The organism is Natronosalvus amylolyticus, assembly GCF_024298845.1.
Classification (GTDB): Archaea; Halobacteriota; Halobacteria; order Halobacteriales; family Natrialbaceae; genus Natronosalvus; species Natronosalvus amylolyticus.
The window spans coordinates 3,437,592-3,463,604 of the sequence record NZ_CP101156.1; the positions used below are offsets into that span (position 1 = coordinate 3,437,592).

Annotated in this window: 28 protein-coding genes and 1 pseudogene; 21 read left to right on the plus strand and 8 right to left on the minus strand. The window is 60.5% G+C overall.

Going from position 1 to position 26,013, the window contains the following annotated elements; genetic code table 11:
* The first annotated feature begins 80 nt into the window (after positions 1-80).
* Positions 81-1,526, plus strand: a complete 1,446-nt coding sequence (locus NLK60_RS16025) for a DHH family phosphoesterase (RefSeq protein WP_254808775.1) — start codon at positions 81-83, stop codon at positions 1,524-1,526.
* A 184-nt stretch (positions 1,527-1,710) separates the two neighbouring features.
* Here the strand turns inward: NLK60_RS16025 and NLK60_RS16030 are convergent, their stop codons facing one another.
* Positions 1,711-2,004 carry a PRC-barrel domain-containing protein gene (locus NLK60_RS16030; RefSeq protein WP_254808776.1) on the minus strand — a complete coding sequence of 98 codons (294 nt, stop codon included), beginning with the start codon at positions 2,002-2,004 and terminating at the stop codon, positions 1,711-1,713.
* A 312-nt stretch (positions 2,005-2,316) separates the two neighbouring features.
* On the opposite strand from NLK60_RS16030, the gene NLK60_RS16035 reads away from it, so the two are divergent.
* Positions 2,317-2,589 (plus strand): hypothetical protein, encoded by a 273-nt coding sequence (locus NLK60_RS16035; RefSeq protein ID WP_254808777.1) that lies wholly within the window; start codon positions 2,317-2,319, stop codon positions 2,587-2,589.
* A 122-nt stretch (positions 2,590-2,711) separates the two neighbouring features.
* Here NLK60_RS16035 and acs read toward each other — a convergent pair whose 3' ends face one another.
* Positions 2,712-4,715, minus strand: coding sequence for an acetate--CoA ligase (acs, locus tag NLK60_RS16040; RefSeq protein WP_254808778.1), 2,004 nt, complete (start codon positions 4,713-4,715; stop codon positions 2,712-2,714).
* A gap of 216 nt (positions 4,716-4,931) precedes the next feature.
* On the opposite strand from acs, the gene NLK60_RS16045 reads away from it, so the two are divergent.
* The 3 genes from NLK60_RS16045 to NLK60_RS16055 all read left to right on the plus strand — a co-directional run bounded on the left by NLK60_RS16045 (position 4,932) and on the right by NLK60_RS16055 (position 6,788).
* A complete protein-coding gene (locus tag NLK60_RS16045; protein ID WP_254808779.1) occupies positions 4,932-5,936 on the plus strand; it encodes an LLM class flavin-dependent oxidoreductase in 1,005 nt (334 codons plus the stop codon).
* Entirely contained in the window at positions 5,936-6,547 is a 612-nt protein-coding gene (locus NLK60_RS16050) for a class I SAM-dependent methyltransferase (RefSeq protein WP_254808780.1), read from the plus strand. Before NLK60_RS16045 ends, NLK60_RS16050 begins: the two co-directional genes overlap by 1 nt.
* Before the next feature lie 97 nt (positions 6,548-6,644).
* Complete coding sequence (locus tag NLK60_RS16055) at positions 6,645-6,788, plus strand: rubrerythrin-like domain-containing protein (protein ID WP_254808781.1); 144 nt, start codon at positions 6,645-6,647, stop codon at positions 6,786-6,788.
* Between the two features lie 20 nt (positions 6,789-6,808).
* Here the strand turns inward: NLK60_RS16055 and NLK60_RS16060 are convergent, their stop codons facing one another.
* Positions 6,809-7,276, minus strand: a complete 468-nt coding sequence (locus NLK60_RS16060) for a DUF7992 family protein (protein ID WP_254808782.1) — start codon at positions 7,274-7,276, stop codon at positions 6,809-6,811.
* A gap of 123 nt (positions 7,277-7,399) precedes the next feature.
* Between NLK60_RS16060 and NLK60_RS16065 the strand changes: the two genes are divergently transcribed.
* Complete coding sequence (locus NLK60_RS16065) at positions 7,400-8,194, plus strand: HAD-IIA family hydrolase (RefSeq protein ID WP_254808783.1); 795 nt, start codon at positions 7,400-7,402, stop codon at positions 8,192-8,194.
* Positions 8,195-8,220: 26 nt separating this feature from the next.
* Here NLK60_RS16065 and NLK60_RS16070 read toward each other — a convergent pair whose 3' ends face one another.
* Positions 8,221-9,729, minus strand: a complete 1,509-nt coding sequence (locus NLK60_RS16070; RefSeq protein ID WP_254808784.1) for a cryptochrome/photolyase family protein — start codon at positions 9,727-9,729, stop codon at positions 8,221-8,223.
* Positions 9,730-9,851: 122 nt separating this feature from the next.
* Here NLK60_RS16070 and NLK60_RS16075 point away from each other — a divergent pair, with 122 nt between their 5' ends.
* A complete protein-coding gene (locus NLK60_RS16075) occupies positions 9,852-10,922 on the plus strand; it encodes a S66 family peptidase (protein ID WP_254808785.1) in 1,071 nt (356 codons plus the stop codon).
* A 38-nt stretch (positions 10,923-10,960) separates the two neighbouring features.
* Here NLK60_RS16075 and NLK60_RS16080 read toward each other — a convergent pair whose 3' ends face one another.
* Positions 10,961-11,407: an acyl-CoA thioesterase gene (locus NLK60_RS16080; protein ID WP_254808786.1), complete on the minus strand. Its 447-nt coding sequence runs from the start codon at positions 11,405-11,407 to the stop codon at positions 10,961-10,963.
* 119 nt (positions 11,408-11,526) lie between these two features.
* Here NLK60_RS16080 and NLK60_RS16085 point away from each other — a divergent pair, with 119 nt between their 5' ends.
* From NLK60_RS16085 to purM, 5 genes are all read left to right on the plus strand, one after another.
* A complete protein-coding gene (locus NLK60_RS16085) occupies positions 11,527-11,745 on the plus strand; it encodes a hypothetical protein (protein ID WP_254808787.1) in 219 nt (72 codons plus the stop codon).
* A gap of 52 nt (positions 11,746-11,797) precedes the next feature.
* Positions 11,798-13,573 carry a TraB/GumN family protein gene (locus NLK60_RS16090; protein ID WP_254808788.1) on the plus strand — a complete coding sequence of 592 codons (1,776 nt, stop codon included), beginning with the start codon at positions 11,798-11,800 and terminating at the stop codon, positions 13,571-13,573.
* Entirely contained in the window at positions 13,570-14,208 is a 639-nt protein-coding gene (locus tag NLK60_RS16095; protein ID WP_254808789.1) for a zinc metalloprotease, read from the plus strand. Before NLK60_RS16090 ends, NLK60_RS16095 begins: the two co-directional genes overlap by 4 nt.
* A gap of 87 nt (positions 14,209-14,295) precedes the next feature.
* Positions 14,296-15,204: an acetamidase/formamidase family protein gene (locus NLK60_RS16100; protein ID WP_254808790.1), complete on the plus strand. Its 909-nt coding sequence runs from the start codon at positions 14,296-14,298 to the stop codon at positions 15,202-15,204.
* Between the two features lie 95 nt (positions 15,205-15,299).
* A complete protein-coding gene (gene purM / locus NLK60_RS16105) occupies positions 15,300-16,313 on the plus strand; it encodes a phosphoribosylformylglycinamidine cyclo-ligase (protein ID WP_254808791.1) in 1,014 nt (337 codons plus the stop codon).
* A gap of 56 nt (positions 16,314-16,369) precedes the next feature.
* Here purM and NLK60_RS16110 read toward each other — a convergent pair whose 3' ends face one another.
* Positions 16,370-16,873, minus strand: a complete 504-nt coding sequence (locus NLK60_RS16110; protein WP_254808792.1) for a macro domain-containing protein — start codon at positions 16,871-16,873, stop codon at positions 16,370-16,372.
* A gap of 144 nt (positions 16,874-17,017) precedes the next feature.
* Positions 17,018-18,286, minus strand: coding sequence for a M24 family metallopeptidase (locus NLK60_RS16115; protein ID WP_254808793.1), 1,269 nt, complete (start codon positions 18,284-18,286; stop codon positions 17,018-17,020).
* A gap of 131 nt (positions 18,287-18,417) precedes the next feature.
* On the opposite strand from NLK60_RS16115, the gene NLK60_RS16120 reads away from it, so the two are divergent.
* The 3 genes from NLK60_RS16120 to NLK60_RS16130 all read left to right on the plus strand — a co-directional run bounded on the left by NLK60_RS16120 (position 18,418) and on the right by NLK60_RS16130 (position 19,767).
* Positions 18,418-18,999, plus strand: coding sequence for a hypothetical protein (locus tag NLK60_RS16120; RefSeq protein WP_254808794.1), 582 nt, complete (start codon positions 18,418-18,420; stop codon positions 18,997-18,999).
* A gap of 186 nt (positions 19,000-19,185) precedes the next feature.
* Complete coding sequence (locus NLK60_RS16125) at positions 19,186-19,479, plus strand: hypothetical protein (protein ID WP_254808795.1); 294 nt, start codon at positions 19,186-19,188, stop codon at positions 19,477-19,479.
* Between the two features lie 120 nt (positions 19,480-19,599).
* Complete coding sequence (locus tag NLK60_RS16130; RefSeq protein WP_254808796.1) at positions 19,600-19,767, plus strand: hypothetical protein; 168 nt, start codon at positions 19,600-19,602, stop codon at positions 19,765-19,767.
* Positions 19,768-19,919: 152 nt separating this feature from the next.
* Here the strand turns inward: NLK60_RS16130 and dpsA are convergent, their stop codons facing one another.
* Entirely contained in the window at positions 19,920-20,465 is a 546-nt protein-coding gene (dpsA, locus tag NLK60_RS16135) for a DNA starvation/stationary phase protection protein DpsA (protein ID WP_254808797.1), read from the minus strand.
* Between the two features lie 210 nt (positions 20,466-20,675).
* Here dpsA and NLK60_RS16140 point away from each other — a divergent pair, with 210 nt between their 5' ends.
* From NLK60_RS16140 to NLK60_RS16165, 6 genes and pseudogenes are all read left to right on the plus strand, one after another.
* Entirely contained in the window at positions 20,676-21,644 is a 969-nt protein-coding gene (locus NLK60_RS16140; RefSeq protein ID WP_254808798.1) for a carbohydrate kinase family protein, read from the plus strand.
* The gene (locus NLK60_RS16145; RefSeq protein ID WP_254808799.1) at positions 21,644-22,057 is read left to right on the plus strand and encodes a DUF7988 family protein; all 414 of its coding nucleotides are present in this window, start codon (positions 21,644-21,646) and stop codon (positions 22,055-22,057) included. Before NLK60_RS16140 ends, NLK60_RS16145 begins: the two co-directional genes overlap by 1 nt.
* 65 nt (positions 22,058-22,122) lie before the next feature.
* A complete protein-coding gene (locus tag NLK60_RS16150; RefSeq protein WP_254808800.1) occupies positions 22,123-22,605 on the plus strand; it encodes a YbaK/EbsC family protein in 483 nt (160 codons plus the stop codon).
* A 182-nt stretch (positions 22,606-22,787) separates the two neighbouring features.
* The gene (locus NLK60_RS16155; RefSeq protein ID WP_254808801.1) at positions 22,788-23,486 is read left to right on the plus strand and encodes a hypothetical protein; all 699 of its coding nucleotides are present in this window, start codon (positions 22,788-22,790) and stop codon (positions 23,484-23,486) included.
* Between the two features lie 99 nt (positions 23,487-23,585).
* A pseudogene (locus NLK60_RS16160) lies at positions 23,586-23,908 on the plus strand (transposase); the annotation flags it as partial.
* A gap of 434 nt (positions 23,909-24,342) precedes the next feature.
* Entirely contained in the window at positions 24,343-25,629 is a 1,287-nt protein-coding gene (locus tag NLK60_RS16165) for an MFS transporter (protein ID WP_254808802.1), read from the plus strand.
* The last annotated feature ends 384 nt before the right edge of the window (positions 25,630-26,013 follow it).

Sequence of the window (26,013 nt, forward strand, 5' to 3'; positions counted from 1 at the left end):
CGAGCCTATCAACACACCTGAACGTAAATCGTGCGCGTCTTCGGGACCATTAAGTACAGTCGGTCCAACCAGACTGTCACATGAACACGGGGGTTACGATCTCGTCGATCTCTGACTACGCGATTCTCGGCTGCGGCAGCGTCGGCTTTGCAGTCGCCGAGGAGCTAACGGGCCAGGACAAAGACGTGCTGATCATCGACCGCGACGAAAATCGCGTCGAGTCCCTCCGCGATCAGGACCTCGACGCCCGAACCGCAGACATCCGCGAACCCGAAACGGCAGAACTGGTCGCCGACCGCTCTGTCGTGTTGATCCTCGCCTCGGACGTCGAATCCAACAAACAGGCCGTCGAACACATCCGCGACCTCGGTGGAAATCAGTTCATCATCGCGCGTGCGAGCGACCCGGTGTCGGGCGACGAACTTTCCGAACTCGGCGCCAACATCGTTATCAACCCGTCGGCAGTCATCGCCGACTCCGCGCTTCGAGCTCTCGAGTCGGGCGAACTCGAGCACAATGCGGCGTCACTCGCCGAACTGCTCGAGGATACGACGGGGAAACTGGCTATCGTCACCCAGCAGAGCCCGGACCCGGATTCCATCGCCAGCGCAGCGGCCCTGCAGGCGATTGCGACGCACCTCGATGTCGATTCCGATATCGTCTACCTGGGTGACATCGGCCATCAGGAAAACCGTGCCTTCGTCAATTTGCTCGGCATCGAACTGGTCCAGTGGAACGACGTCGAGGACAAATCGGTGTACGATACCGTTGCGCTGGTCGACCACGACACGACCGGCGATCTCGACCTCGAGGTCGATATCCTGATCGATCACAACGAACCCGACGAGGAGTTCGAGCCCGCGTTCAGCGATATCCGGCCGAACATGTCCTCGACCTCGACGATCATGACGAAGTACATTCAGGAGTTCGACATGAACGTCTCCGAGGAGGTGGCGACTGCCTTGCTGTATGGCATTCGCGCCGAAACGCTCGATTTCAAACGCGACACGACGCCTGCCGATCTCACGGCTGCGGCCTACCTCTATCCCTTCGCGAACCACGACACGTTAGAACAGGTCGAGTCGCCGTCGATGTCTCCCGAAACCCTCGACGTGCTGGCCGAAGCCATCGCCAACCGGGACGTTTCGGGCAGCCACCTGGTTTCGAACGCCGGCTTCGTTCGGGACCGCGAAGCGCTCATGCAGGCGGCGAATCACCTGCTGAACCTCGAGGGTGTGACGACGACGGCGGTGTTTGGCGTCGCCGAGGAAACCATCTTCCTTGCCGCGCGCTCGAAAGACATTCGCATGAATATCGGTGGCGTCCTCGAGGACGCCTACAGCGAAATCGGAGCAGCGACGGGCCACTCTACGCAGGCGAGTGCGGAGATTCCGCTCGGGATCTTCACCGGAATCGACATCTCCGACGATACCCGGGAGACGTTGCTCACGTTGACCGAAGAAGCGGTCAAACGGACGTTGTTCGACGCCATGGGTGTCGAAGGCGAAGGCTCGAACGGGAATTGATCGGCCTGCGGTTCTGGGGCGGCTATTCGTTTCCAACACGCTCGAGCGACACTCCCGTCTCCACAACCTCGCGTGACACACGGGTGGGCGCGTGTGAATTTCTCGATCGAACCCGTTTGACCGATAGCCAGACCCATGGCTCAACGAGTCGTGACTCGAGGGGAAATACTGTGTCCTGAACCGATCAGGCGACGATTTCTTCCTGTTCTTCGTCGGGCTCTTTGACTCGCTCGACGACGTCTGTGACGAGAATAACGTCGCCGACGGCGCGCACCCATCGGTAGGGCACGACGACGCCTCGAGAGCCGTGTACCTGGTCGCCAAAGAGTTCGTAGTTGAGACCACCGAGCGCTAATCCTGTGACGGCTTCCCCATCGACGTTGAGCCGAAGGTCTTCCACTTCACCAACGAACACGCCGTTGTTCGTGTATACCTCACGGCCGACCAGCGAGGTAATTTCTTGCGGTGTATCGTCCATGCTACCCACCAGGTGTGGCGGACTCTTAATTCTTAGTCAGACGCGCGTCCCGTTCGGCCGTGGTCTGGCTCGGACGATTCACCGTCTCGGAGGGTTTGTTTTCGTTGTCAGCGGTGGGACGGTTCGATCGCTGCTCAGGAAGTAGCCAGTGAAAGTCATTGCACACCCGATCGCAAGCGTGCGTCGGACTAGGTGTGTAAATCGTTTCACTGGCTACAATAGTTACACCACTCCGATTACCGCGTTTGGAGGGCCGATCGACCACCTCCAAAACCGCAACAATCAACGACTATGACTGCGAACCACGGCGTAATGGATCTTCGATTCGGTTCGATCTCCCGCGATCCTCGAGCCATCGTGGCCGCAGTTCTCGGTGTGTCACTCGTCGCCGCGGCGCTGGGTGGGGCGCTCGGTTTTGGATTGCAAACGCTTGGCGGCTACGAAACAGTCACCGTTCTCGCAATCCCGTTCACCGTCTCTCTGCTCAGCTTTGCTGCGTATGCGGGAGTGTCAGTCGGCACTTTTCTGGTGACGTTGGCGCTCGTGTTCGTCGCCGTCGAGCACCTCGAGGACGAACAGTTTTAGCTCGAGATGGCGGCTCTCGGGCCCGGACCCGACTTTGGGGCGAATTCGAGCCGTCCGACGAGTAATCCGTGCTCGAGTTGACGGGCACTTTCGATTACCTCCCCGAAAGGAAACGTCAGTCCCTAGTTGCTCTCTTTGACCTGTTCTGCTATCTCATCGACGATTTCGGGGTTCCGGAGCGTCGAGGTGTTGCCCAGTTCGTTGCCGGAAGCGATGTCTTCGAGGAGGCGGCGCATGATTTTGCCCGAGCGGGTTTTCGGCAGTTCCGGGGTGAAGATCACGTCTTCCGGACGGGCAATTGGCCCGATGCCGTCTTCGACGCCCGAGATAATTCGGTCGTACATACCATCCGTTGGCTCCTGGCCGTCCTCGAGGATGACGTAGGCGTACACCGCTTTCCCCTTGACGTCGTGGTCGCCGCCGACGACGGCGGCTTCGGCGACCCCTTCGACGCCGACGATGGCGCTTTCGATCTCCATCGTCCCGAGACGGTGGCCGGAGACGTTGATCACGTCGTCGACGCGTCCGAGGATGGTGATGTAGCCGTCCTCGTCGACTTTCGCACCGTCTTCGGGGAAGTACACCCAGCTGTCGGCGTCTTCGTCGGAGTACTCGCGCCAGTACTCGCTGAGAAAGCGGTCGTCGTTGTTGTACAAGGTCCGAAGCATGCCGGGCCAGGGTTTCTGGACGGTCAGGTAGCCGGCGTTTCCGGGATCGACATCGTTGCCAGCGGCGTCGACGATCCTCGCGTCGACACCCGGCAGTGGCGGTCCGGCCGCGCCGGGTTTCATCTCCCCGATGCCGGGAAGCGTGGTGATCATCATGCCGCCGGTTTCGGTCTGCCACCAGGTGTCGACGACCGGACACTCGCCGCCACCGATGGTGTCGTAGTACCACTGCCACGCGCGGGGGTTGATCGGCTCGCCTACGGTGCCGAGCAGGCGAAGACTCGAGAGGTCGTGGCTTTCGGGGTACTGTTTGCCCCATTTCATGAACGCGCGGATGGCCGTCGGTGCGGTGTAGAAGATGTCGACGCGATTTTTCTCGATGAGTTCCCACAGGCGGTCTTTCTCGGGGTAGTCCGGCGTGCCCTCGTACATCATCGTCGTCGTCCCGAGCGTCAGCGGCCCGTAAACGATGTAGCTGTGGCCCGTAATCCAGCCGATGTCGGCCGCACACCAGTAGGTGTCCTCCGGTTTGATGTCCAGAACCGAGTGGCTCGTCCACGCCGCGTACGAGAGGTAGCCCCCCGTCGTGTGCTTGACGCCCTTCGGCTGCCCCGTCGTCCCCGACGTGTACATCAAAAACAGCATGTCTTCGGCGTCTCGAGCGACCGGCTCGACCGATGCGCCCTCGTGGGCGGCCACGAGTTCGCCGTAATCGTGTGCCGCCGCACCGAGGAAGTGCTGGAGTTCGTCACCAAGCCGGTCGACGACGACGGTCTGGACGTCGTGATCGACTCCACGGAGGCCTTTGTCGGCCTTTTCTTTGTGGTTGAGCGCGTCGCCACGGCGGTAGTAGCCGTCACAGGTGACCAGATACTCGCTGTCTGCCGCGTTCATCCGCGTCGCCAGCGCATCAGCCGAGAAGCCGCCGAAGACGACCGAATGCGGCGCGCCGAGGCGCGCACACGCCAGCATCGCGATCGGGAGTTCGGGGATCATCGGCATGTACAGCGTGACGACGTCGTCCTCCTCGACGCCCAGCTCCCGCAATCCGGCGGCGAACGCCTCGACCTCGTTCAGCAGGTCGCCGTACGTGTAGGTGCGCGTCTCGCCGAGTTCGCCCTCCCACTTGATCGCTGCCTGGTTCTTTCGCCCCTCCTCGACGTGGCGGTCCAGACAGTTGTACGACGCGTTGAGCTCGCCGCCGGTGAACCATCGGTAGAACGGTGCATCATCCTCCTCGAGGACCGTGTCGTACTCTTCGGACCACGAGACCAGATCGGCGGCTCGTTCCCAGCACTCGGGCCAGTGCTCTTCGAACTCGTCGTAAATCGCCGGATCGTTAACATTTGCTTGCTCGACGAACGTCTGTGGTGGTTCGTAGGTCTCCCCCTCGGTAAGTCGCGCCTCGAGGCCCCCATCCGTGTCACCGTCGCTCTCTGCAGTGTTATCATCACTCATGCTACTGCAATGGTTCGAGTATAACGCCGATAAACGTTGCCCTCGCCGTCACCGCGCGCGGATTTTTCGTCGTGCGTTGGACCCGCTCGAGTAGCACCGATGGGTCAGTCTCGAGGAGCGTGTTCTCGGGGCTCGATGATATCTCCGACGGGATACATTATACTCGGTTCGAGATTTTCTAGAAACGACTTTACAACCTCGCGCAAATTTTGCGACATGGAACTGGGCACCGGGTTGTTCACCTGTCAGCAACGACCGGACGATGATCGTTCGATGACCGATCTCTACCAGGACGTACTCGAACTGGGCGAGGCCATCGAAGATGCCGGATTGGACAGCGCCTGGGTCTCCGAACATCACTTCGCCGAGGACGGCTATCTCTCGGCGACCATGCCAACGCTCGGGGCGCTTGCCGGCGTGACCGAGGAAATCGAAATCGGCACCTGCATCGCGCTCGCACCACTGTACGACGGCGTTCGTCTCGCCGAAGACGCAGCCACCGTCGATCTACTCGCCGACGGTCGACTCACCCTCGGTCTCGCTATCGGTTCGAACCCGCGAGAGTTCGACGCCTTCGGAGTGCCCCGCGATGAGCGCGTCGACCGCCTCGAGGACCAGATCGACCTGTGTCGCAACGCCTGGTCGGCCGGTCCGCTCGAGTACGACGCGCAGTTTCACGACGTTTCGCCGGACGTCAGCGTAACGCCGAAACCCGAAAATGACGTTCCAATTATGCTGGGCGGAAAGGCGAAACCCGCCGTAAGACGGGCGGCCAGAACAGCGGACGCCTGGTGTGCGCCGTCTTCGCTCTCGCTTCCGGGCCTCGAGAAACGCGTCGAGGACATTCGTTCCGTTCGCGAAGACGAGGGCATCGACGGCGATTTCACCATCTACGTGATTAAACACGGTTTCGTCGGGGACTCCCGGGAGGCGGCCTGGGAAACGATGCGAGACGGTTACTTCTACATCCAGCGCCGGTACGCCGAGATTTTTAGCGGTGAGCCGGTCGACGAACTGTCGGAAGAACGGAAGGCCGAACTGAAATCCGAAGCCATCTTTGGGACGCCCGAAGAAGTGACGGCTGAACTCGAGACCTACCGAGAGGCGCTCGGGGATGACATCCACATGATCTTCCGAACCTACCATCCCGGCACCGATCCCGACGCAATGTGTGACTGTATCTATCGACTGGGCGAAGAGGTCGCTCCAGAGGTCCGCTAATGGGCGGCTTTCACACCTTCCCGGTCGAACGAGCCGACGCCCTCGAAGATCCATCGCGATACCGCTACTGCTCGCGGGAGGAACTGATTTCGATGCTCGACATCGAGGGCCAGGACGGTCCGACGGTCGCGGATCTGGGCTCTGGAACGGGCTTTTACACCGACGACGTTGCCCCGTTTACCGGCACCTGTTATGCCGTCGACGTCCAGTCGGCGATGCACGACGCCTACCGCGAAAAGGGACTCCCTGAAAACGTCGAGTGTGTGACCTCCGGTATCGATTCGCTACCGTTCCCCGACGACCATCTCGACGGGGCCTTTTCGACGATGACCTACCACGAATTTTCGGATCCGGCGATTCGGTCATTCGAGGGGACAACCGACTCGTTTCACGACGAGGCACTCGCCGAACTCGCTCGCGTGATTCGACCGGGTGGCCGACTCGTCACCGTCGACTGGTCGGCTGACGGGCAGGGCGAAGACGGGCCCTCTGTCGACGAACGGTTTTCCATTAGCGATGTGCGTCGGGGCCTCGAGTCGGCCGGCTTCGAAGTTATCCGAGAGGACGACCGTCCAGAAACACTCGCTATTGTCGCCATTTGTCCGGAATAATACGACAACTATACGCTCGGTGTGTACACAATCCCGCCCAGTATATACATATTCTTTCAGCAAAAGGGTTAGTGCCTGTTCGGTGCCCACACACAACATGGTCCGATCAGATCCATACACACCGACCAGATACGACGTGGAGTGCTACGAGTGTAGTTTCCGTGAGCATACCGACTCGAGGCCTGGTCGGTGTCCGGCCTGCGGTGGTCCCGTTCACAACGTCGCCGTTCCGCGAGAATAAGCCAGCGGCGACGTTCCTGGTCAGTCGAAATCAGGCAGATCTTCTGGCGGTTCGTACGACGCTTCCCAGTCGATGTAGTGTTCTTTCAGGCGGACGCAGACGAGTTGGCCGAACTCGGTTAACTCCGCGTTGATCCCAGACACCGTTCCCCAGGAATCGAGTTCGGGGTGGTACTCGCGTTCGCGCCAGTCTTCCGGGATGCCGGGGGCGTGATAGCCCACGCGGTCTGCAAAGTCATCCCAGAAGAAATCGAACTTCGAGAACAACTCGAGGTCGGTTGCAATCCGAAATTCGTCTTCCTCGAGGTCGGTGTCAGCGCGCCACTCCTCGAACGATTCTTCCCAGGCACCTTCTTCGAGAAACGCTTGCAGTTCCTCTCGGCGATAGTCGATGTCGTCAGGGTTGCCGGCGATCGTGGCGTCTTCGTATTCGTTCGGATCGACGAACTCCAGTTCCGGTGGGGCGGGGGCTTCGACCTCGAGCGTCATGACCGGGGATAGGTCCGGATAGCGGATAAGGATTCGTTTGCCTCGCCCGAGTCGGCAGTCGACGTCGCTGCCTCGTTCGCCCGGAACCGAACGCTCAACCCGGTTGCGTCCTTAGTACTGGCTATGAGTGCGTACGAGGCGGTTATTCTCGATGTCGACGGCACGCTCGTTCGCGGCGAGCAAGTGCTTCCGGGCGCAGTCGACGGGCTTCGGGCGATCGACGATACCGGGTGTCAACGTCTTCTCTTTTCGAACAACCCGACGCGCGGTGGCGAACACTACGCCGACCGACTGGGAAAACACGATATCGTGGTCGACCCCGAGTTCGTCCTCACTTCCGCGAGCGTGAGCGTCGACTATCTCTCGGTAACACATCCGGATGACCCGATCTATCTGGTCGGTGAAGATCGGCTCCGGGAACTACTCGAGTCGGCGTCCCTCGAGGTAACTGACGACCCGAAATCGGCAGCGATCGTTCTCGGTTCGATAGACCGGGGATTGACCTACGACGAACTGAGCGCATCGGTCGGGGCACTCGAAGCGGCCGATGCATTCTACGGCACCGACCCTGACGTGACCATTCCGACCGAAACCGGCTTGCAACCGGGGTCGGGAGCGATCATTGCGGCGATGGAGGCAATTGCGGGTCGTGAGGTGGATGCAATACTCGGCAAACCTTCGAGCATTGCCGCGGCGACGGCGCTACAGCGTCTCGAGACGGCGCCTGAACGGACGCTCATCGTCGGCGACCGACCGGATACGGACATCGAACTCGGGACGCGTGCGGGGATGGACACCGCGTTGGTGACGACAGGGATCACCTCGAACGAACGGGCGGCTAACGGCGACCTCCCGGTCGAACCGGACTACGTCCTCGAGTCGCTGGCGGAACTCGAGGAGATACTAACTGAGGCATAAGGGCAACGGAGTCGCGCCGGGGTCATTCAAATCGAACCCTGTCGAGTTCGATTTCGAATCCGCTCGGCCCGCTCGTGGATCGCGGTCCGCTCAGTCTCGTCCTTGTTCTGGAGGTGATGGTAGACGAGTCCCATTCGGTGGTTGTCACCGAGTCGATCCTCGTTTCGCTCGAGAAAGTCCCAGTACAGCGCGTTGAACGGGCAGGCCTGCTCTCCCACCGTCTGGTCAGGATCGTAGGGGCAGTCGGCACAGTAGTCGCTCATTCGGTCGACGTAGTTCGCACTCGCGGCGTAGGGTTTCGTCGAGAGCGCGTCGCTCGCAAACAATCCCATCCCGATCACGTTCGGGGTCGTCACCCAGTGGTAGGCGTCGACGTACGCGAGGTGAAACCAGCGGTTGAGCGCCTGAGGCTCGACGCCGTACAGCAGGGCGAAATTCGAGAGGAGCATCAGACGCTCGATGTGGTGTCCGTAGCCTCGCTTTCGGACGCGGCCGACCGCCGTCTCGAGGCAGTTCATCTTCGTTTCGCCATCCCAGTAGAACGACGGCAACTCGCGGTTCGCCTCGAGGGCGTTTGCCGTCGCTAGCTCCGGCATTGCGCGTCGGTAGACGTGTCTGACGAACTCTCGCCAGCCGAGGACCTGCCGCAGGAAGCCTTCGACACTCTCGAGGGGAACGCCCCCCTTTTCGTAGGCCTCGATGGCGGGGTCGATGAGTTCGCGCGGATGGAGCAAGCCGAGGTTGAGCGCGGGCGAGAGCAGTGCGTGTTCGCCGGCCCACGAGCGCTCGACCATCGCGTCCTGGTACGGCCCGAACCGGGGCAACCGCTTCGAGATGAAGTGATCGCGTGCGTCCAGCGCTTGCGCTCTCGTGACGGGCCACTCGAACGGTTCCGGCTCGCCCCAGGTTTCGAAGGTGGACTCGACCCACTCGAGGGTCGCTTGCGTCAGGTCGTCGGGTTGGAACCGACGCGGGTCGCTGAACGCGTATTCCGGTCGGGGGAACGCCCGATTGTCCTCGTCGAAGTTCCACTCGCCGCCGACGGGTTCGTCGCCATCCATCAGGTAGCCCGTTTTTCGACGCATCCACCGATAGAACGATTCGTGTCGAAACGAGTCGGCATCGGGGCCGGCCCACTCGTCGAACGCCGCACGAGAGCACAGAAACCCCTCGTGATGGCGTCGCTCGAGCGTCCCACCGTGCGATTCGACGAGCCTCTGGAGACGGTCGCCAGCACCGTGACTCGGCGGTTCCATACAGATCAGACGGTCACCCGGGTGAGAAGCGAAATGTGAATCGAGTGCGTTCTCAAACGTCGCCGTCTGCCGGTAGTCGACCTCGAACCCTTCACGCCGGAGCCGATCACGGAACTGTCGCATTGCCGCGAACACGAGGGTGAGTTTCTGGCTGTGGTACCGGTGTCGACGGGCAAACTCCGTTGCTTCGACCATGAGGACGCGGTCGTGATTCGGGTCTGCCTCAGCCAGCGGGCCGTACTCGAGTGCGAGCTGGTCGCCGAGCGCCCAGATAGTCATACGACACCCTCTCCTCGAGGGGGCCTGAACGCTTCCCCTACTAACGTGAACTGGCCCGTGTGAGGAACCCTCATTCCACCAAACGGTATAAATCCCGAGTGACCGAACACCGACAGTGACGAATGTCCAGACCTCACGAGGAAGCCGAGTTCATCATGCCACCGTCTCTCGAGCGCGGCGACCAGGTCGCGATCGTCGCGTCCGCCTCGAATCCATCGCTCGAGGCACCGCACGTCTACGAACTGGGGCTCGACCGTCTCGAGAGTGTGTTCGGTCTCGAACCGGTCGAGTTTCCGACCACCGGGATGAACAACGACGAACTGTACGCTAACCCCGAGGCCCGTGCCAGCGACATTCACGACGCCTTTCGGGACCCCGATATCAGCGGCGTCATCGCAGTTATCGGCGGAAACGACCAGATACGGATGCTCGAGCACCTCGACCCCGAAGTGCTTCGGTCGAACCCGACCCGGTTTTTCGGCTACAGCGACAACACGAACCTCGCACTGTACCTGTGGAATCTCGGCGTCGTCTCGTTTTACGGCCCCGCGGTCATGCTCGAACTGGCGATGGACGGCGAGATGTTCGAGCACACCGTCGAGCACACCGAACGTGCGTTTTTCGGCGACTCCATGGGCGAACTCGAGCCAGCGGACCGATTCACCGACCAGCCGGGGAACTGGGTTGAGCCGGCCGCCCTCGAGGAGTCCCGCGAGACCGAACCGAGTCCCGGCTGGCACTGGTCTGGCGGGTCAGACCCCGTCTCTGGTCGGGTCTGGGGTGGCTGTCTCGAGATCATCGACCAGCAGTTTCTGGCAGGACGGTATCTTCCGGACGAAGAGCGCCTCGAGGGGACCATCCTGGCACTCGAGACCTCCGAAGAAATTCCCGACTCGGCGTGGGTTGTTGGCGTGTTGCGCGCGCTGGGTGAACGCGGCCTCCTCGAGCAGTTTTCGGGCGTCCTGGTCGGACGACCGCCCGCTCGCACCCACCTCGAGGATCGGCCACCCGAGTGGCGCGAAGCGTATCGCGAGCAACAGCGGTCGGTGATCGAAGCCGTTCTCGAGGAGTACAATTCCGATGCACCGGTGGTACAGGGACTCGAGTTCGGGCACGCCTACCCGACCGTTCCAATCCCGATCGGTGGCCACGTCGAAATCGACCCGCAGAGTGAACGGATTCGATTCGAGTGAGAAATTGTGCTTTCGAGCGTGAACGACTGGTCGCGTCCCTACACTGTATCTGACTCGTACTCGAGGGCTTCCTGATAGAGCCGTTCGCCTTCTTCGCTCTCGATTGTCAGTTCGGGGACTGGGGTCGGTTTCCGGTTTTCGTCGATGGCGACGAACGTGAACACCGATTCGGTCGTTTTCTCACGTTCGCCCGTTCGCAGGTCTTCCCGGTAGGCGCGAATCCGGACTTTCGACGTCGTCCGACCCGTCTCGTAGACGTACGCCGAGATGAACGCGACGTCGCCGACCAGAATCGGCCGCCGAAAGTCCATCTGATCGACGCCAGCGGTCACGCAAGTTTCGCCCGAAAATCGCATCGCCGCCATCGCCCCGATCTCGTCCATCCACAGCATAACGTTCCCTCCGTGGGCCGTCTCGAGGTTGTTCGCGTGATTTGGCTGGACCATCTCCCGGTTCTCGATCAGCGTTTCCTGTAGCGTTGGCATCCCCTGATCTTTCTGCTCGGCGAATCAGTTTCTTTCGATTACGCGGTCGCGGGAACTCGGTCTGGGAGTCGGGGGACCGATGGTAACAAAAGCCGCGGGGAACCTATCCACGAGAACTGTTGCTTCGACAGACGATCCTGTTTCGCTGGCTCGGCGTGACGGGCGGAGTTCTCGCGAGCGTCGTCATTCTTGCCGGTTTCCTCGTCGTTGCCTGGCTACTCGCTGGTGTTGCCGATGGCCTAACTTTTCGACTCACCGGCTTGACCGTGTTCGTTCTCGTCTTTTCGATCCTCCTGCTCGATATACCGGCTCTGAACGAGGACTACGGGCGAACGTGAGGTGTATGGACGCTTCGATACTGGTAAAAGCCGTGACCGAGTTGGACCGACAATGAGCGATGCAGGTGACGCGACCGTTCCAGACCCACCGGAGCCAGCGGGTGATGGCCGTGGCTCCGTCGAAGTTCTCGGAACGGCTCACGTCTCCCAGGCGAGCGTCGAGGAGGTGACCGAGACGGTCGACCGGGAACAACCGGACATCGTCGCGGTGGAACTCGACGAAGGTCGCTACCGGCAGATGCAAGGGGGGACGCCCGACGATATCGAGGCGAAAGACCTCCTGAGCGGAAACACCGTCTTTCAGTTTCTGGCCTACTGGATGCTCTCGTACGTCCAGTCACGACTCGGCGAGCGCTTCGACGTCGAACCGGGCGCAGATATGCGGGCCGCTATCGACGCCGCCGAGCGAAACGGCCTCGGCCTCGCGCTGGTCGACCGGGACATCCAGGTTACGATTCAGCGCTTCTGGACGCGACTCTCGTTTACGGAAAAACTCAAGATGGTCGGCGGACTCGCCCTGGGAATCACCGATCCGCGGACGCTTTCTATCGCGTTCGGTTCCGTTATCGGGCTCCTCGTGGGTCTCGGCTTCGGTGCGTTCGCCGCTGGCTGGGTCGGCCTCGAGGACACGCTCGCACTCGGCGTGACCGATCCGACGACGCTCCAGTACGTCGGTGCGGTCGGGATTGGCCTGTTGGGTGGTCTATTCGTCGGCTTACTGTTCTTGCCCTCACTCGAGGATGCGAGTCAGTATACGAACGGGCTCCTCAGCGGCTCGAGTCTACGAATGCTGCTCGGCGGGGTTCTGGGCATTGTCGCAATGGTTGGGCTGGTCGCGACCGAAATGTTCGTCGGGCCGTTCAGTGCGGGAACCTTCGAGAGCAGTGGCGGGCTAACCCTGCGGGGGACCGTTGGTGGTGTCGCCGGGCTCGGCATCGGCGCGACACTCGGCGTCCTCGTTGGCTTCACCCTGGATACACTGACGGCTGACGTCGAGGGCGTCGAGGAGATCGATATCGAGGAGATGACCGATGGCGACGTCGTCGCGGCCATGATGGAGGAGTTTCGCCGGTTCAGTCCGCGCGGGGCGAACGCGCTTATCGACGAACGGGACGCCTTCATCGCCCACAAACTGCACGTCCTGCGCGAGCAGGGCTACGACGTGTTAGCAGTCGTCGGTGCCGGACACAAAGCGGGTATCGAACGCTATCTGGCCGACCCTGAGAGCCTCCCACCGATGGAGTCGCTCACCGGAACGGCCTCGAGTCGCCGGTTTTCGATTACCAAAGTGTTCGGCTATCTCATCATGGTCGGCTTCTTCGCCTTCTTCGGCCTGCTGTTGATGGCTGGCGTACGGGACGTCTTCTTGCTCCAGTTGTTCCTCGCGTGGGTGGCGTTCAACGGTGTGTTCGCCTTTTCGCTCGCACGACTCGCCGGGGCACGCTGGACGAGCGCGGCCGTCGGCGGGGCCGTTGCCTGGCTCACCAGCATCAACCCGCTGCTCGCACCCGGCTGGTTCGCCGGGTACGTCGAACTCCGATACCGACCGGTCAACGTCACCGACATCAGCCGCCTGAACGAGATTGCGGGCGACACCACACAGCCGGTTTCGGATTCCCTCGAGCAGATGTTCGACGTGCCGTTGTTCCGTCTCATCATGATCGTCGCGCTGACGAACGTCGGCAGCATGATCGCCACGTTCCTGTTCGTCCTGTTCGTCTTGCCGTGGCTGGCTGGTGGCGAACTCGGCAGCGTCGACGCCCTCATGGCCGAACTGTTCGAGGGTGCGCGAAACAGCCTCGAGTTGATCCGTGATATCCTGACATGAGTTACGCAAATCAGTCCCCGTTGTCGTTTAGTGAGAAGGAACTGCTCGACCTGGCTATCGCCTGGGTCGTCCTGAGTGTCGCGTTTGCCCTGCTCTTGGCACCGATCCACCGCGGCATCGGCACCGTCGGTGGCTTCGTGACGATGATCGGTCTGAGCTTCGTGACCGTCGGTGTTGCGTTCCTGTTACACGAACTCGCCCACAAGGTGGTCGCGATTCACTTCGGCCAACTAGCGGAGTTTCGCGCCGACTACCAGATGCTGTTTCTGGCGATCATGAGCGCGCTCATCGGTTTCCTGTTTGCTGCACCCGGTGCCGTCTATCACCGCGGGCGCATTACGCCTCGAGAGAACGGCCTCATCTCCGTCGCAGGACCCGTGACGAACGTGGCGCTGGCTGGTGTTTTCCTTCCAATTATGCTGTTCGGCTCGATCCTCGGTGGTGGCCTGCTCGAGCGAATCGGCTACATGGGTGTATTGATCAACCTGTTCCTGGCCGCGTTCAACATGATCCCGTTCGGGCCGCTCGACGGCAAATCCGTCCTCACCTGGAGTAAGTCCGTGTTCGCGCTCACGTTCGCGACCTGTCTCGGTTTGCTCGCGCTGTTCTTGCTCGAGTTTGGACTCCAGTTTTGAGACCGGAGGCACCTCCCCGAGAGGTCGGGTGACGCGGCGTTTTCCGCCTGCCCGAGATTGATACCGTTGGCGAGGATACTCGTACGCATGGGCCAGACCCTCAGCTACGACGATAGCAAAATTTACGAGTTCACCCCCGACCTCGAGGCCGCTCTTACCATCGAATCGGGCGATTCGATCACCGTTGAAACGGCCGATAGCCTCGAGGGAGCCGTCATGGATGACGACGACCTCCTCGAGGCCGTTCCCGAGGAGGTAAACGCCGCGACGGGACCGATCGCCGTCGACGGGGCGACACCTGGTGACGTTCTCGCCGTCCACATCGACGACATTCGGCTCACTGAACCGGCAGGGCGGGTCGTCACGCTCGGCGGTTTTGGCCTACTCGACGGCCACGAGCGAATCGAAGCCCCGCGCTCGAGGATGACGCCCATCGAAGACGGCACGCTCGAGTTCGGTGATCGCGAGGTGCCGGTCGACCCCGTCATCGGAACGATCGGCGTCGCCACCCGCGATAACGAGGCGGGGTACAGCACGCTCGTGCCCCATGACCACGGCGGCAACCTCGATACAACAGATATCACGACCGGGACCACGGTCTACTTCCCTGTCAACCAGCCCGGCGGGTTGCTCGCGATGGGCGACTGTAAAGCGGCGATGGCCGACGGCGAGATGTGCGGGACTGGTGCGGAAATCGCCACCGAGATCGACGTTACCCTCGAGATTATCGAAGAATCGACCGTAGACATCTCGAGACCGCTACTCGAGACGGCCGACGCCTGGAAAACCGTGGCCAGCGCGGAGACGCTCGAGGAGGCGTGCGAACTCGCCAACTGGGACCTGATCGACTTGCTCGTGGCCGAACACGGATTCGACGAAACCGAGGCCTACATGTTCTCGAGTTTGGCCGGTGGTCTCGAGATCAGTCAGGTGGTCGACCCGCTGGTGACGGTTCGGAACGCGATACCGAAAGCGCACCTCTCCTCGCCGTTTTGAGGTTCCGTTCGTCGGTCTCCGACCGCGTCGTGAGTGGCGTTCCGGTTCGATAACGGACCGGTGCCCTTTTGCCCTCACCGCGAGGTCTCTCGAGCATGACTAACGAGGCGGACGACACCGGTTCGAACGGGGAGGCTGACGACGCTGCGGGGCTGACGTACGCGGGGACTGGCGTCGACATCGACGCCAGCGAGGACGCGACCGCGGCGCTGCTCGAGGCGTTCGGCAGCGGGATGAAAACCGAGTACGCGGGCCTGCTCGATATCGGCGACCGCTATCTCGCGCTCGCGACCGACGGCGTCGGCACCAAACTACTGGTCGCCGAAGCCATCCAGGATTTCTCGACCATCGGCATCGACTGTATCGCGATGAACGTCAACGACCTCGTCGCTGCTGGGGTCGAACCCGTTGCCTTCGTCGACTACCTGGCCATCGACGAACCGGACGACGACCTGACGGCGCAGATCGGACAGGGGCTGGCGACCGGTCTCGAGGAAGCCAATCTCACGCTGCTCGGTGGCGAGACGGCCGTCATGCCGGACGTCATCACCGGCTTCGACCTCGCGGGCACCTGTGCGGGACTGGCGCTCAAAGACGAGATTCTGAACGAAGGGGCTGCCGTCGGCGACGTACTCGTGGGCGTCCCGTCCAACGGTATCCACTCCAACGGATTGACGCTGGCTCGAGAGGCCGTTACCCGCAATCACGATTACGAGGACCCGTTCCCGCTCGACCCCGAGGTGTCCATCGGGGAGGAACTGCTTCGTCCAACCCGTCTCTACACCTACCTGCTGGACCCGATTCGACGACACGAGGTTCGCGCGGCGGCCCACATCACCGGCGGCGGGTGGACCAACCTGCTCCGGATGGGTGAGCGAAAGTACGTCATCGACAACCCGCTGCCTGCCCAACCCATCTTCGAATTCGTCCAGGAGCAAGGAAACGTGTCGGACGAGGAGATGCACCGCACGTTCAACATGGGGACCGGGTTCGTCGTCGCGCTGGCCGAAGACGATGCGGAAGCGTTCGCCGACGAAACGGACGGCGAAATAATCGGTCGTGTTGAAGAAGGTAACAGCGTCGAGATTCGCGGCCTCTCACTCGAGTAGCAGGGCTGCTTGTAACGTGCTCGAGTAACCGCTCTCTGTGACTGTCGCGTCAGCGATTACTCGAGGCCCTCCACTGCGGAGCGAATCGTCTCGTACTCTTCGTCGCTGTAGGCGATAAACCGGACGTCCTCGAGGGTCGAGGGTTCGTATTCGGCAATCGTTTCGCCGACGATTTCGGCTCCCCGCTCGAGGGCAAAGCCGGCGACGCCACAGCCGAGTGCCGGGAGGACGAGCGAGCGGCAGTCGAGTTCGTCTGCGCGCTCGAGGCTGTTTCGGGTCGCTTCGCGGATACTCGTTTCCGTGGCGTTCCCGTCGCCGTAGTGGGGCATCGCCGCAGCGTGGATGACGTATTCTGCCTCGAGGTCGTAGGCGTCGGTGACGGCGACCCCACCGAGGTCAATCGGCCCTTTGGACACTGCTTCCTCGTTAATTTCCGGGCCTGCGCGACGTTTGAGTGCGCCGGCGACGCCCGACCCCATCTGCAGACTCGTCCCAGCGGCGTTGACGAGGGCGTCGGCTTCCTGTGCGGCGATATCGCCCTGAATAACGTCGAACTCCATGCCCCAGTTACGGTGAGGAACCTGAAAAAGTGTCAGGCCTCGAGCAGTCGAGTGCTGTAAAATGCGCTCGAGCGCGCTGCAGTTGCTACCGCGACTCTCGAGGGTCCCGAACTCCCGGACTCTCGAGCGCTTCTGAAACCGATCTTAGTACTCGATTCGCGTAATCTCCTCGACCGGCCACTGGCTGAGGATTTCGACACCGTTCTCGCGAACGACGACCATCTCCTCGACGCGGACACCCTGGTTTTCAGCTGGTTCCTGGGTCTCGACTGCCATCGTCATCCCTTCCTCGATTTCGATGGGGTGGTCGGGCGAGAGGCCGCGCCAGATGAGCGGCACCTCGTACAGCTGCAGGCCGAGACCGTGGCCCCAGTGGTTGGTCGTCATCTGCCAGTGTTCGTCAGCGTCGTAGAAGTCGGCGTGTTCGCCTTCCATGTCCGGAAAGCCCTTGCAGATTTCGTCGGTCGTCGCGCCCGGTTCGATGCGCTCGAGGACGTCGTACAGGTTGTCGCGAGCGATTTCGTAGGCATCCTGCTGGGCCTGGGTAGGCTCGCCCATGGAGAACGTCCGGTAGTAACACGAGCGATAGCCCAGGTAGCCGATATTGTAGAAATCGGCGTAGACGAGGTCGCCGGGGCGGATCATCCGGTCGGTCGTGTTGGCCTGGTGTTTGGGCCAGGTGTTCGGCCCGGAGGTGACGTAGCCGCCGCCGACGAACGCGCCCTGCTGCCAGAGGGTTTCGGCTGCTGCCCCCCAGAGGTCGGTCTCTTTCGCGCCGGGTTTGGCTTCCTCCGTAATCCGCTGGAACCCGGCTTCACAGATTGCAGCCACCTGTCGCAGACACTCGATCTCGTCGCGCGTTTTGACCTTGCGGGCGTCTTCCATCACCGCGGGGACGGTTTTGGTATCGACGTCGATTCCGCGCGCCTCGAACGCGCTCACGAGGCCGCCGTTGGCGACGTCGATGCCGAGCGTCTCGCCGTCGACGCCGTACTCTTCGAGTGCCGTGGCGACGGTGTCGGCCATCTTCGATTTGAGGAACTCGCGCGCGGAGTCCCGGCCGGACGCTCGAGGGACGTTCCCGAGGCCCGGGCAGGCGTACCGGATGTCGTGCAGCCAGGGACAGTTGAAACGCTGGTTGCTCGCGTGGTCGGCCGTGTCCCAGTGGATGATGTCGCCGTTTTCGGTGAGCACGGTGTAGTGGTCGGCACCGCTGCCGCCGGTCATCGCCAGCCCCGTCACGTAGCGGATGTTCGGGTCCGACACGAGCAACATGGCCCCGAGTTCGGTCTCCTGGAGTCGCTCGAGTGCGCGGTCCTTGCGTTCTTCGCGCATACGCTTGACGTCGATTCGTTCCTCCCAGTCGACCGCCTGGGTGCCACGTGTCCCCTCCATGAACGAACGCTCGTACATACCTCCTTCTTCACGAATGTTGTATAAGAAACACACTGTCATCGCTCGAGTGTGGGTTCAGGTCGCATACGATGGGTGCCAACGCCGAGGAAAAACAACGTACTTGTCGATTCACCCGTTCGTTGCACGTAATGGAATGGTCCCCCGTCGGTATCGTCCTCGTGGGTGGAATCGTACTGAGCGGGCTCGCCGGTCTCTGGCTCCGTCGTCGGCGCTCGAGTGTCGGTGACCCGTGGTCGCCCGCCGACGTGGACGCGTACCTCGAGGACGCCGATCTGTACGACATCGAGGGGCTCGAGGAGCTTGGTGCGTACGACCGCCTCATCGAACTTGCGGAAGCGGGAAAGATCACTGACGAACGCGCGTTCGAGGAACTCTGTCACGCTATCGTCGCGGCCGGCCACGACTGGGAGGATGCTGTCGAGGAGTTCGACGAACTGGACGACGTTTCACAATCCTATCGGGCACATCAGGAAGCTCGCGAGCGAGAACCGCCGGTCGACATCGGGGAAGAAGTCCGATTGGGGGTGCTCGAACTCGAGACTCATCACTCCGGCGAGTGTCGAGCCGTCGGCAAAGTCGAGGGGTTCGTCGTCTTCGTTCAGGATGTCCCCGAGTCGGTGACCGAAGGCGATATCCTGCGGGCCAAAATCATGTACTTCAATCGGAACCGGACCTCTGCGTCAGCGTCGTTACTCGAGGTAGACGGGTAGCGTCGCGGTAGACGAAGCAACACTCGGGACAAAGAAACCGATTGAACGAGGGGTCAAGCCGTTGATGAACGCGTTTCGTCTCATCGAAGTGGTTCGTCAAGCCTGAAGACATGAGAAACCGATTACTGGTGTCCGGTTCCACGAACGACCATAGCATTATTCGGCTTGCTTCCCTAGTGAGTAGGGATGGTAGACACGGAAAACGGACGAGAGAACCAATCAGACGGCGAGAACCGACGCGGGGACGGAGCTTCGGACTCGCTTCCCGAGTGCCACCGTCGCGGCTGCACCGAGCGGGCGACGTTTGTCGTCCTCGAGCGATATCAAGAAGAAACCGGGCACGGTGCCGTTGAAGCAGAGGCCGTTCTCTGCCAAGGGCATACCGACGAAGAGAGTCCCGCGAATCTCGATGGCAGTTACGCGGAGTACGTATTCCGTGTCGAGCCCCTCCAAGAGACTCCGGAAATGGACACAGCATGATCAAAGGGAGGAGTTCAATCACTCCCGTCCGGCAGTAGAACAACCACGCAGGTATGCGGGCACGAGCGGCACCTGTCCCACCAAAACATATTTAGCTTTAGGCTCGCCTAACTTCTCTCAATGGACGTACCGGCCCAACGCAACGATCCTGACCCCTCAGCCGACATCGATACGGATCCGTCTCTGGTCACCTGCCACGAAACCCGCCCTGGAAAGATTGTCCTTACTGAAAAAGACAATTCCGACGCCTGGATCGCCGCTGACGTTTCTCTCGAGCTTCGACCCTGAACGGCGTCAGATAGCGACGAGATACGCTCTCGACGGTCACCGTGAACTACCCGAGCAGTGGTCTGTGATTTCCGCTCGAAAAATATCGTCGTTCGACTGACGACCTGTCAGCGGACCTGTGCCCGTCGTCGTACTCGTCTCGTCTCCAGCGCTCAGTTGAGCGCGTCCTCGCGAACGAGGGTCTCGTCCTCGAGGTAGTGCTCGAAGTGGTGTGCGTCGTCTTCGACGTCCACGAGGATGTTCCGGAGGATCTGAGCTGTGGCGTGATCTCCGAGGTTGGTCGCGAGTTCGATGCTGTCGCGCATCGACTCGATAATGTCGCCGTAAATCTCGAGGTCGTTTTCCATCATCGTCCGCAGGTCGTAGACGTCTTCGCCCTCGAACTCGACGGTGGCGCGGTCTTCGAGGTTCGTCGGGCCCGAGACGGGGACGCCGCCGAGTGCTTGAGCGCGTTCGGCGATCAGGTCCGCGCCGCCTTCGGCGTTCTCGTAGGCTTCCTCGAAGAAGATATGGAGGTCGCGGAACTCCGCTCCCTCGACGACCCAGTGGTGTTTCTTGAGCTGGTGGTAGAGCACGTAACTGTTCGCCAGCTCCGTGTTCAACGCGTCGACGATCTGTTCTGCCTTCTCTTTCTCGAGTCGAAGGCCGGTTTCTTCGACGGTTTCGGCATGCTGACGGATGGTTTTCTGGGTACTCATCTCACTCTCACCTACCACGCGCAGCCTCTTAAAACCTATCCATTGGAAAATTATTGTTTTGGATTCAAAAACAACTTTTCCTACTAAATTAACTCTTTCACCTGTGTTGGGACCTCGGGGAACGTAAATTCATCCCAGGGTGGCCGGGCCAACAGCGCAGGTCCAGCCGTGACCGACAGGATAAACTGACGGACACGCGAGGGTCACAGTATGCCTCCAGCAGTACTGGTCGCCGGGGAGACGCTGATCGATTTCTTACCCGAACGACCTGGTCCTCTCGAGACCGTGAGCGGGTTCGAACGACGACCCGGCGGTGCGCCAGCGAACGTCGCCGTGGGACTCGCCCGTCTCGAGGAACCGGTTTCGCTGTGGACTCGCGTCGGCGACGACCCGTTCGGACGCTATCTGACGGACGTCCTCGCCGGCTACGGACTGCCAGAAACCTACGTCGAACTCGACGGAGACGCGCAGACCAGTCTGGCCTTCGTCACGCACGACGAGAACGGCGACCGAACCTTCTCCTTTTATCGTGACGGCACGGCCGACACGCGTATGGAACCGGGGCGAATCGACGACGACACGCTCGCGACGACCGAGTGGGTCCACGCCGGTGGCGTCGCCCTCTCGAGCGGCCGGTCCCGGGACGCGACACTGGACTTGCTCGAGCGCGCGGCCGAGCAGGGGTGTACGGTTTCGTTCGACCCAAACGCACGGCCGGAACTCTGGCGGGACGAGGACACCTTCGAACGCGTCTCCCGGCAGGCCCTCGAATACACGGACGTGTGCAAGGCAACGGTCGAGGAACTCCGAGCGCTGGGCTGTCAGGGTGACTCTCTCGAGGCTGTCGCTCGAAATGCCCTCGAGTACGGTCCTCACACGGTATACCTCACACGCGGGAGCGAGGGGGCGATGGTCGTCACGAACGACGACGCTCGTGAGCCGGATACGCTGGTCGAACACGACGGGTATGCCGTCGACGTGGTCGACACGACTGGCGCGGGCGATGCGTTCGTCGCCGGACTCATCGCGGCGCTTCGAAACGGACGACCGCTCGCGGAGACCCTCGCCTTCGCCGGTGCGGTTGCAGCGACCACGACGACGGAAACGGGAGCAATGACCGCGCTGCCGACTCGTGACGCCGTCGAATCGATGCTCGAGGCGAACGACGCCGGCGACTGATGGTCGAGCCATCTATCGAGACGGCGGTCGAGACCCGTACACGCCAAGAGCACGCGGGCGTCTGCTCGGCTATCGAGGTCTGTGCCGACGCCGTGGCCGACAGCTGGCCGACCCCTGCGGCAGCTGGAGGTCGAGCCATCGTCGACCCGTTTCGAACGCGACTCGAGCGCACGGGCGTTCTCGAGGCATTACCGGGTGTGCTCGCCGACCTCGTGGTGACGGCGGGCTACCGCTTATCTGCACCGCCTGCCCCCGCCCCGCCGTACGTCGTCGTCACGAGTCGCGGGGTGATACTGCGGGCGACTATCGAGCCCGGACGGCTCGTCGTCGAGCTCGAGGCGTTCGAACTCGATCCTGCGCACCACACCTACAGCCGACGCGACGGCCTCGCGGTGTCGGCATCGCTCCGGTGACGATTGCGCTGCACGAATTCCCGGGACCAATAGGTTTTCACCATCGCCGCGAGATACCACACGGCATGCATCCACGCGCAACGGCGTTTGTCGACTGTGCTCGAGAGGAATACGAATTCGAACCGGCCGTCGAAGAGTTTCCCGAGGGGACGAAAACGGCAGCCGACGCCGCCGAGGCGATCGGCTGTGACGTCGCTCAAATCGCGAGTTCGCTCGCGTTCGAAGCCGACGGCGACCTGATCGTCTCGGTGACCAGCGGCGCACATCGAGCCGATGAAGCCACTCTCGCCGAACACGTCGGCGTCTCGCCTGACGCTCTCGAGATGGCCGACCCCGAGCGGATCAAATCACACCTCGGGTGGTCTATCGGTGGGGTCCCACCGTTCTGTCACGAGACGCCCACGCCGACGTTTCTGGACCGGACGCTCCTCGAGTTCGACACCGTCTGGGCGGCCGCTGGGACGCCGACCGCGGTCTTTCCCATCGAACCGTCAACCCTCCAGAAACTGGCTGACGCGGACGTTGTGAGGGTGGCGGCGTCGGAGTGATCGAATCGGTCGTCCTCGGGAACGCTGTGACGTGACGGCAACCGAATGCATTCTTTTTGCCTCGAGTGACTCAGGCCTCCAAAAAACTGCGTTTATCAAACCAGCCACTCTTCTTCGCACTTGTTAATAATATCGTCAGCTTCATTACTAACAATCCCTGATGTCTCGAGTAGCGTCTAACAATGCGTCCAACAGATACGACTCAATCACGACGGAACGTACTACTCGGAACCGCGTCTATCGGTGCGCTTGCGCTCGCTGGCTGTCTCGGTGATGACGATGATGAGGGTGCTGGCGACGATCACGACGATCATGACGATCATGATGACCACGACGACGACCATGACGACCACGATGACCACGATGACCACGACGACCACGATCATGAACACAGTGAGTCCGAAGTAGCCGAATCGGAGTTCGACCATATTGGAATCGAGGAGTTCAGCCTGCACGATGACCACGGGGATCGAATCGCGTGGGTCCACGGCGATCACTGGGATGGACGCCTTCCACAGATTCCAGTCGATGGGTCGGTCTCACTCGAGGCAAATGTGGAAACGGAAACGGGTGAGGAACTGACTTTCGAGGACGAGTACGAACTGCGCATTGCCTACGCACACGATGCTCCCGAAGGCGCACTCTCATTCGATACTCACGGAAAGGATGTCTCACTTGGTGGTGAGGAAACCGGTGTCACTGATATCGTCTTCTTGATATGGCACGATGATCATGCAGATTATCAGTCGCCTGGGCTTACCGCCCAAGTCGTGGATGAGGTTGACGACGACCACGATCACGATCACGACCACGACCACGACCACGACGACGACCACGACGACGACCACGACCACGACGACGACCACGACCACGATCACTAATCATACCCAATCAGCTATTTCGGTCAGGTTGAAGGGGTGTTTTCTGTCGATTTTGCAGAAATATTGGCTCTGTTAAATCCTATGATGTATTATACATTTGTACAGTCATCGCTTATCAACCGCAACGCAGCGAAAGTCGAAGTTTCCCTTGGAGACAAGAGATACGACGTTCAACAGGTTCGGATAACGCCCCGTGAGTACGGGATTCCCCACTTATCAAACATCGGGAGTTCTCCTCGCTTCAGAAAGTGTGGACGGTTCGGCTGGATAAGGAACGCTACAACGAACGGAGCCAGAGCGAAACGGTGAACTCTCAACTCAAGCGAAAATACGGTGCGTTCGTCCGTTCACGACGCTGTTGGAAGCAGTTTCGTGAACTCACCCTCGCGTGTATCGCCCACAATCTTGACCGAGTTCTCTAACAGTCAATACCGTTTTTTCAGCCAATAACAGAGATTTTGGGAGAAACCCTACGACTTCACTCCTGTCTCTTACCCACAAATGGCGCCGCTGTCGTGAGTGAACAAGATCGAGGAATGCAACCGAAACTCCCGTTTTTCACGGGTACAATCAATCTCGAGGATCGATTCCGTCGATCCCGCCTACCGGTGTTCATCCACCCCAACCACTGGCATCATCGCTCGAATCGCTCCGAACCTCGAGTGTCCGGGCACAACTCGAGTTCGAAAGCGGCTGAAACGCCTGTTTGGAACGCCGTGGACTTATGGGTAAGAGACAGGACTTCACTCGTGGGAGGATGCTAAAGTCTTTGAGGCATGTTTTCATCGGAATGAAGAAGCGGCAGGCGACGGTGTATTCCAAAGTCGTTAGGATTAGGTGATGTGATCGTTGCGATATGACGATTTCCGGAGCAGTCTTCAGATATTATCTCTACAAAGCGACGGAAGCGGTTGAGTTCTATCGGCCGATCATGTACCTTTACTTCCTCTCACAGGGACTCTCGTTCACACAAATCGTCATCGTCGAAGCGCTCTACAATCTGGCGACAGTTTTCGGGGAAGTACCGACAGGCTACGTCGGTGACCGAATCGGTCGTCGAAATAGCCTGCTCGTCGGATCGGCACTCATTACGGCGACGTTAGTTGGTATCGCGTTTGCCTCTTCGTTTCTTGCGTTTGCCCTCTTGTTCATCTGTTGGTCGCTTGGCTATAACTTCCGCTCGGGAACGGAAGATGCGTGGGTGTATGAAACGCTCACCGACGTTTCGGCGAGTGACGAGTTTACTCGCGTTCGTGGACGTGGACAATCGATCGCTTTGACGGCCGGTGTCGGTGCGTCACTCGTCGGCGGATATCTCGGCGGACTTGACCTCACGTATCCGTTTCTCGCGGCTGCGCTGTTCACCGGGTTAGGGCTGCTCGTGATCGTAACGCTAGACGAACCGGCGACGTACGAGGAAAGCGATTCGAGCGAGATGGGTATCCGAGAGGCGTGGGGTGTCGTGACGCAGGCTGTCGGTCAGCGTCGGCTCCGGTCGTTCATCGTCTACTACTTCGTGCTGTTCTCAGCCGTTACCTATCTCGTGTTCATCTTCCTCCAGCCGATCTTCGAGTCCGTGGTGACTGGCCTGAACATGAGTCTCACGCTCTCACTTCCTGTTCCCGGTCAAGAGAACCCCTACACTCTCGCTATTTCGACCGACAACGTCGAAACGTTGCTCGGGGTGTACTACGCAGCGATCAATCTCGTCTCGGCAGCGATCAGCTACCGTATCGGGTTCATTCAAGAGTGGATTGGACTGCGTCGGTGGTTTGTCGTCATCCCGCTCCTCGTCGGTGGTCTGTTAACAGCAATGGTGTTCGTGCCTTCGATAGCGCTCGTCGCGTTGTTCGTCGGGTGGGCGTGCGTTGAACCGACGCGAGTGCTTGCTGGACAGTACGTGAACGACCGTATCGAAACGCTCGGTCGTGCAACCGTATTGAGCGCAATGGCGATGGTAAGTGCGGTAACCGTTATTCCGTTCCAGCTCGGGAGCGGCGTGATTTCGGATGCTGTGTCACCCTTGATCGCACTCTCGACAGCAGGTGTGATACTGGTCGTCGGCTCAGTTGTGATCTCGCTCTGGGAATCGCCAATCGAAGAGCAAACAATGGGTTCGGATCCGGAAACTGGAATGTCGTGAAAGAGCCGTTCGCGGTCATTATAGTAGCCATTGAAAGTCATTGCACATCTTATCGCATGTTGGCGTCGCGATAGGTGTGTGAATCGTTTCAATGGTTACTATAGTTTTCATGGGCAGTATTTTCAGCAGAGTTGGTGTATGAATACGAATATTTCAACAGAACCGGAATTTCCATAGGCGGTACAGCGCACGAACTCCGATCTGTGAAATCGGGGTTGTTGACGGTGATATTGTATTGAGGCGGTACTCGAGAATTGGTCGAGAACACTCAAAATTTCATTGCAATTGGCTCCCGCAAGGAACCGTTGTACTCTCTCTCTCTCGTCGATCTCGAACTCGAGGGAAGAATTACCAAAATAGCGACTCGAACTCCCCAGGATTATT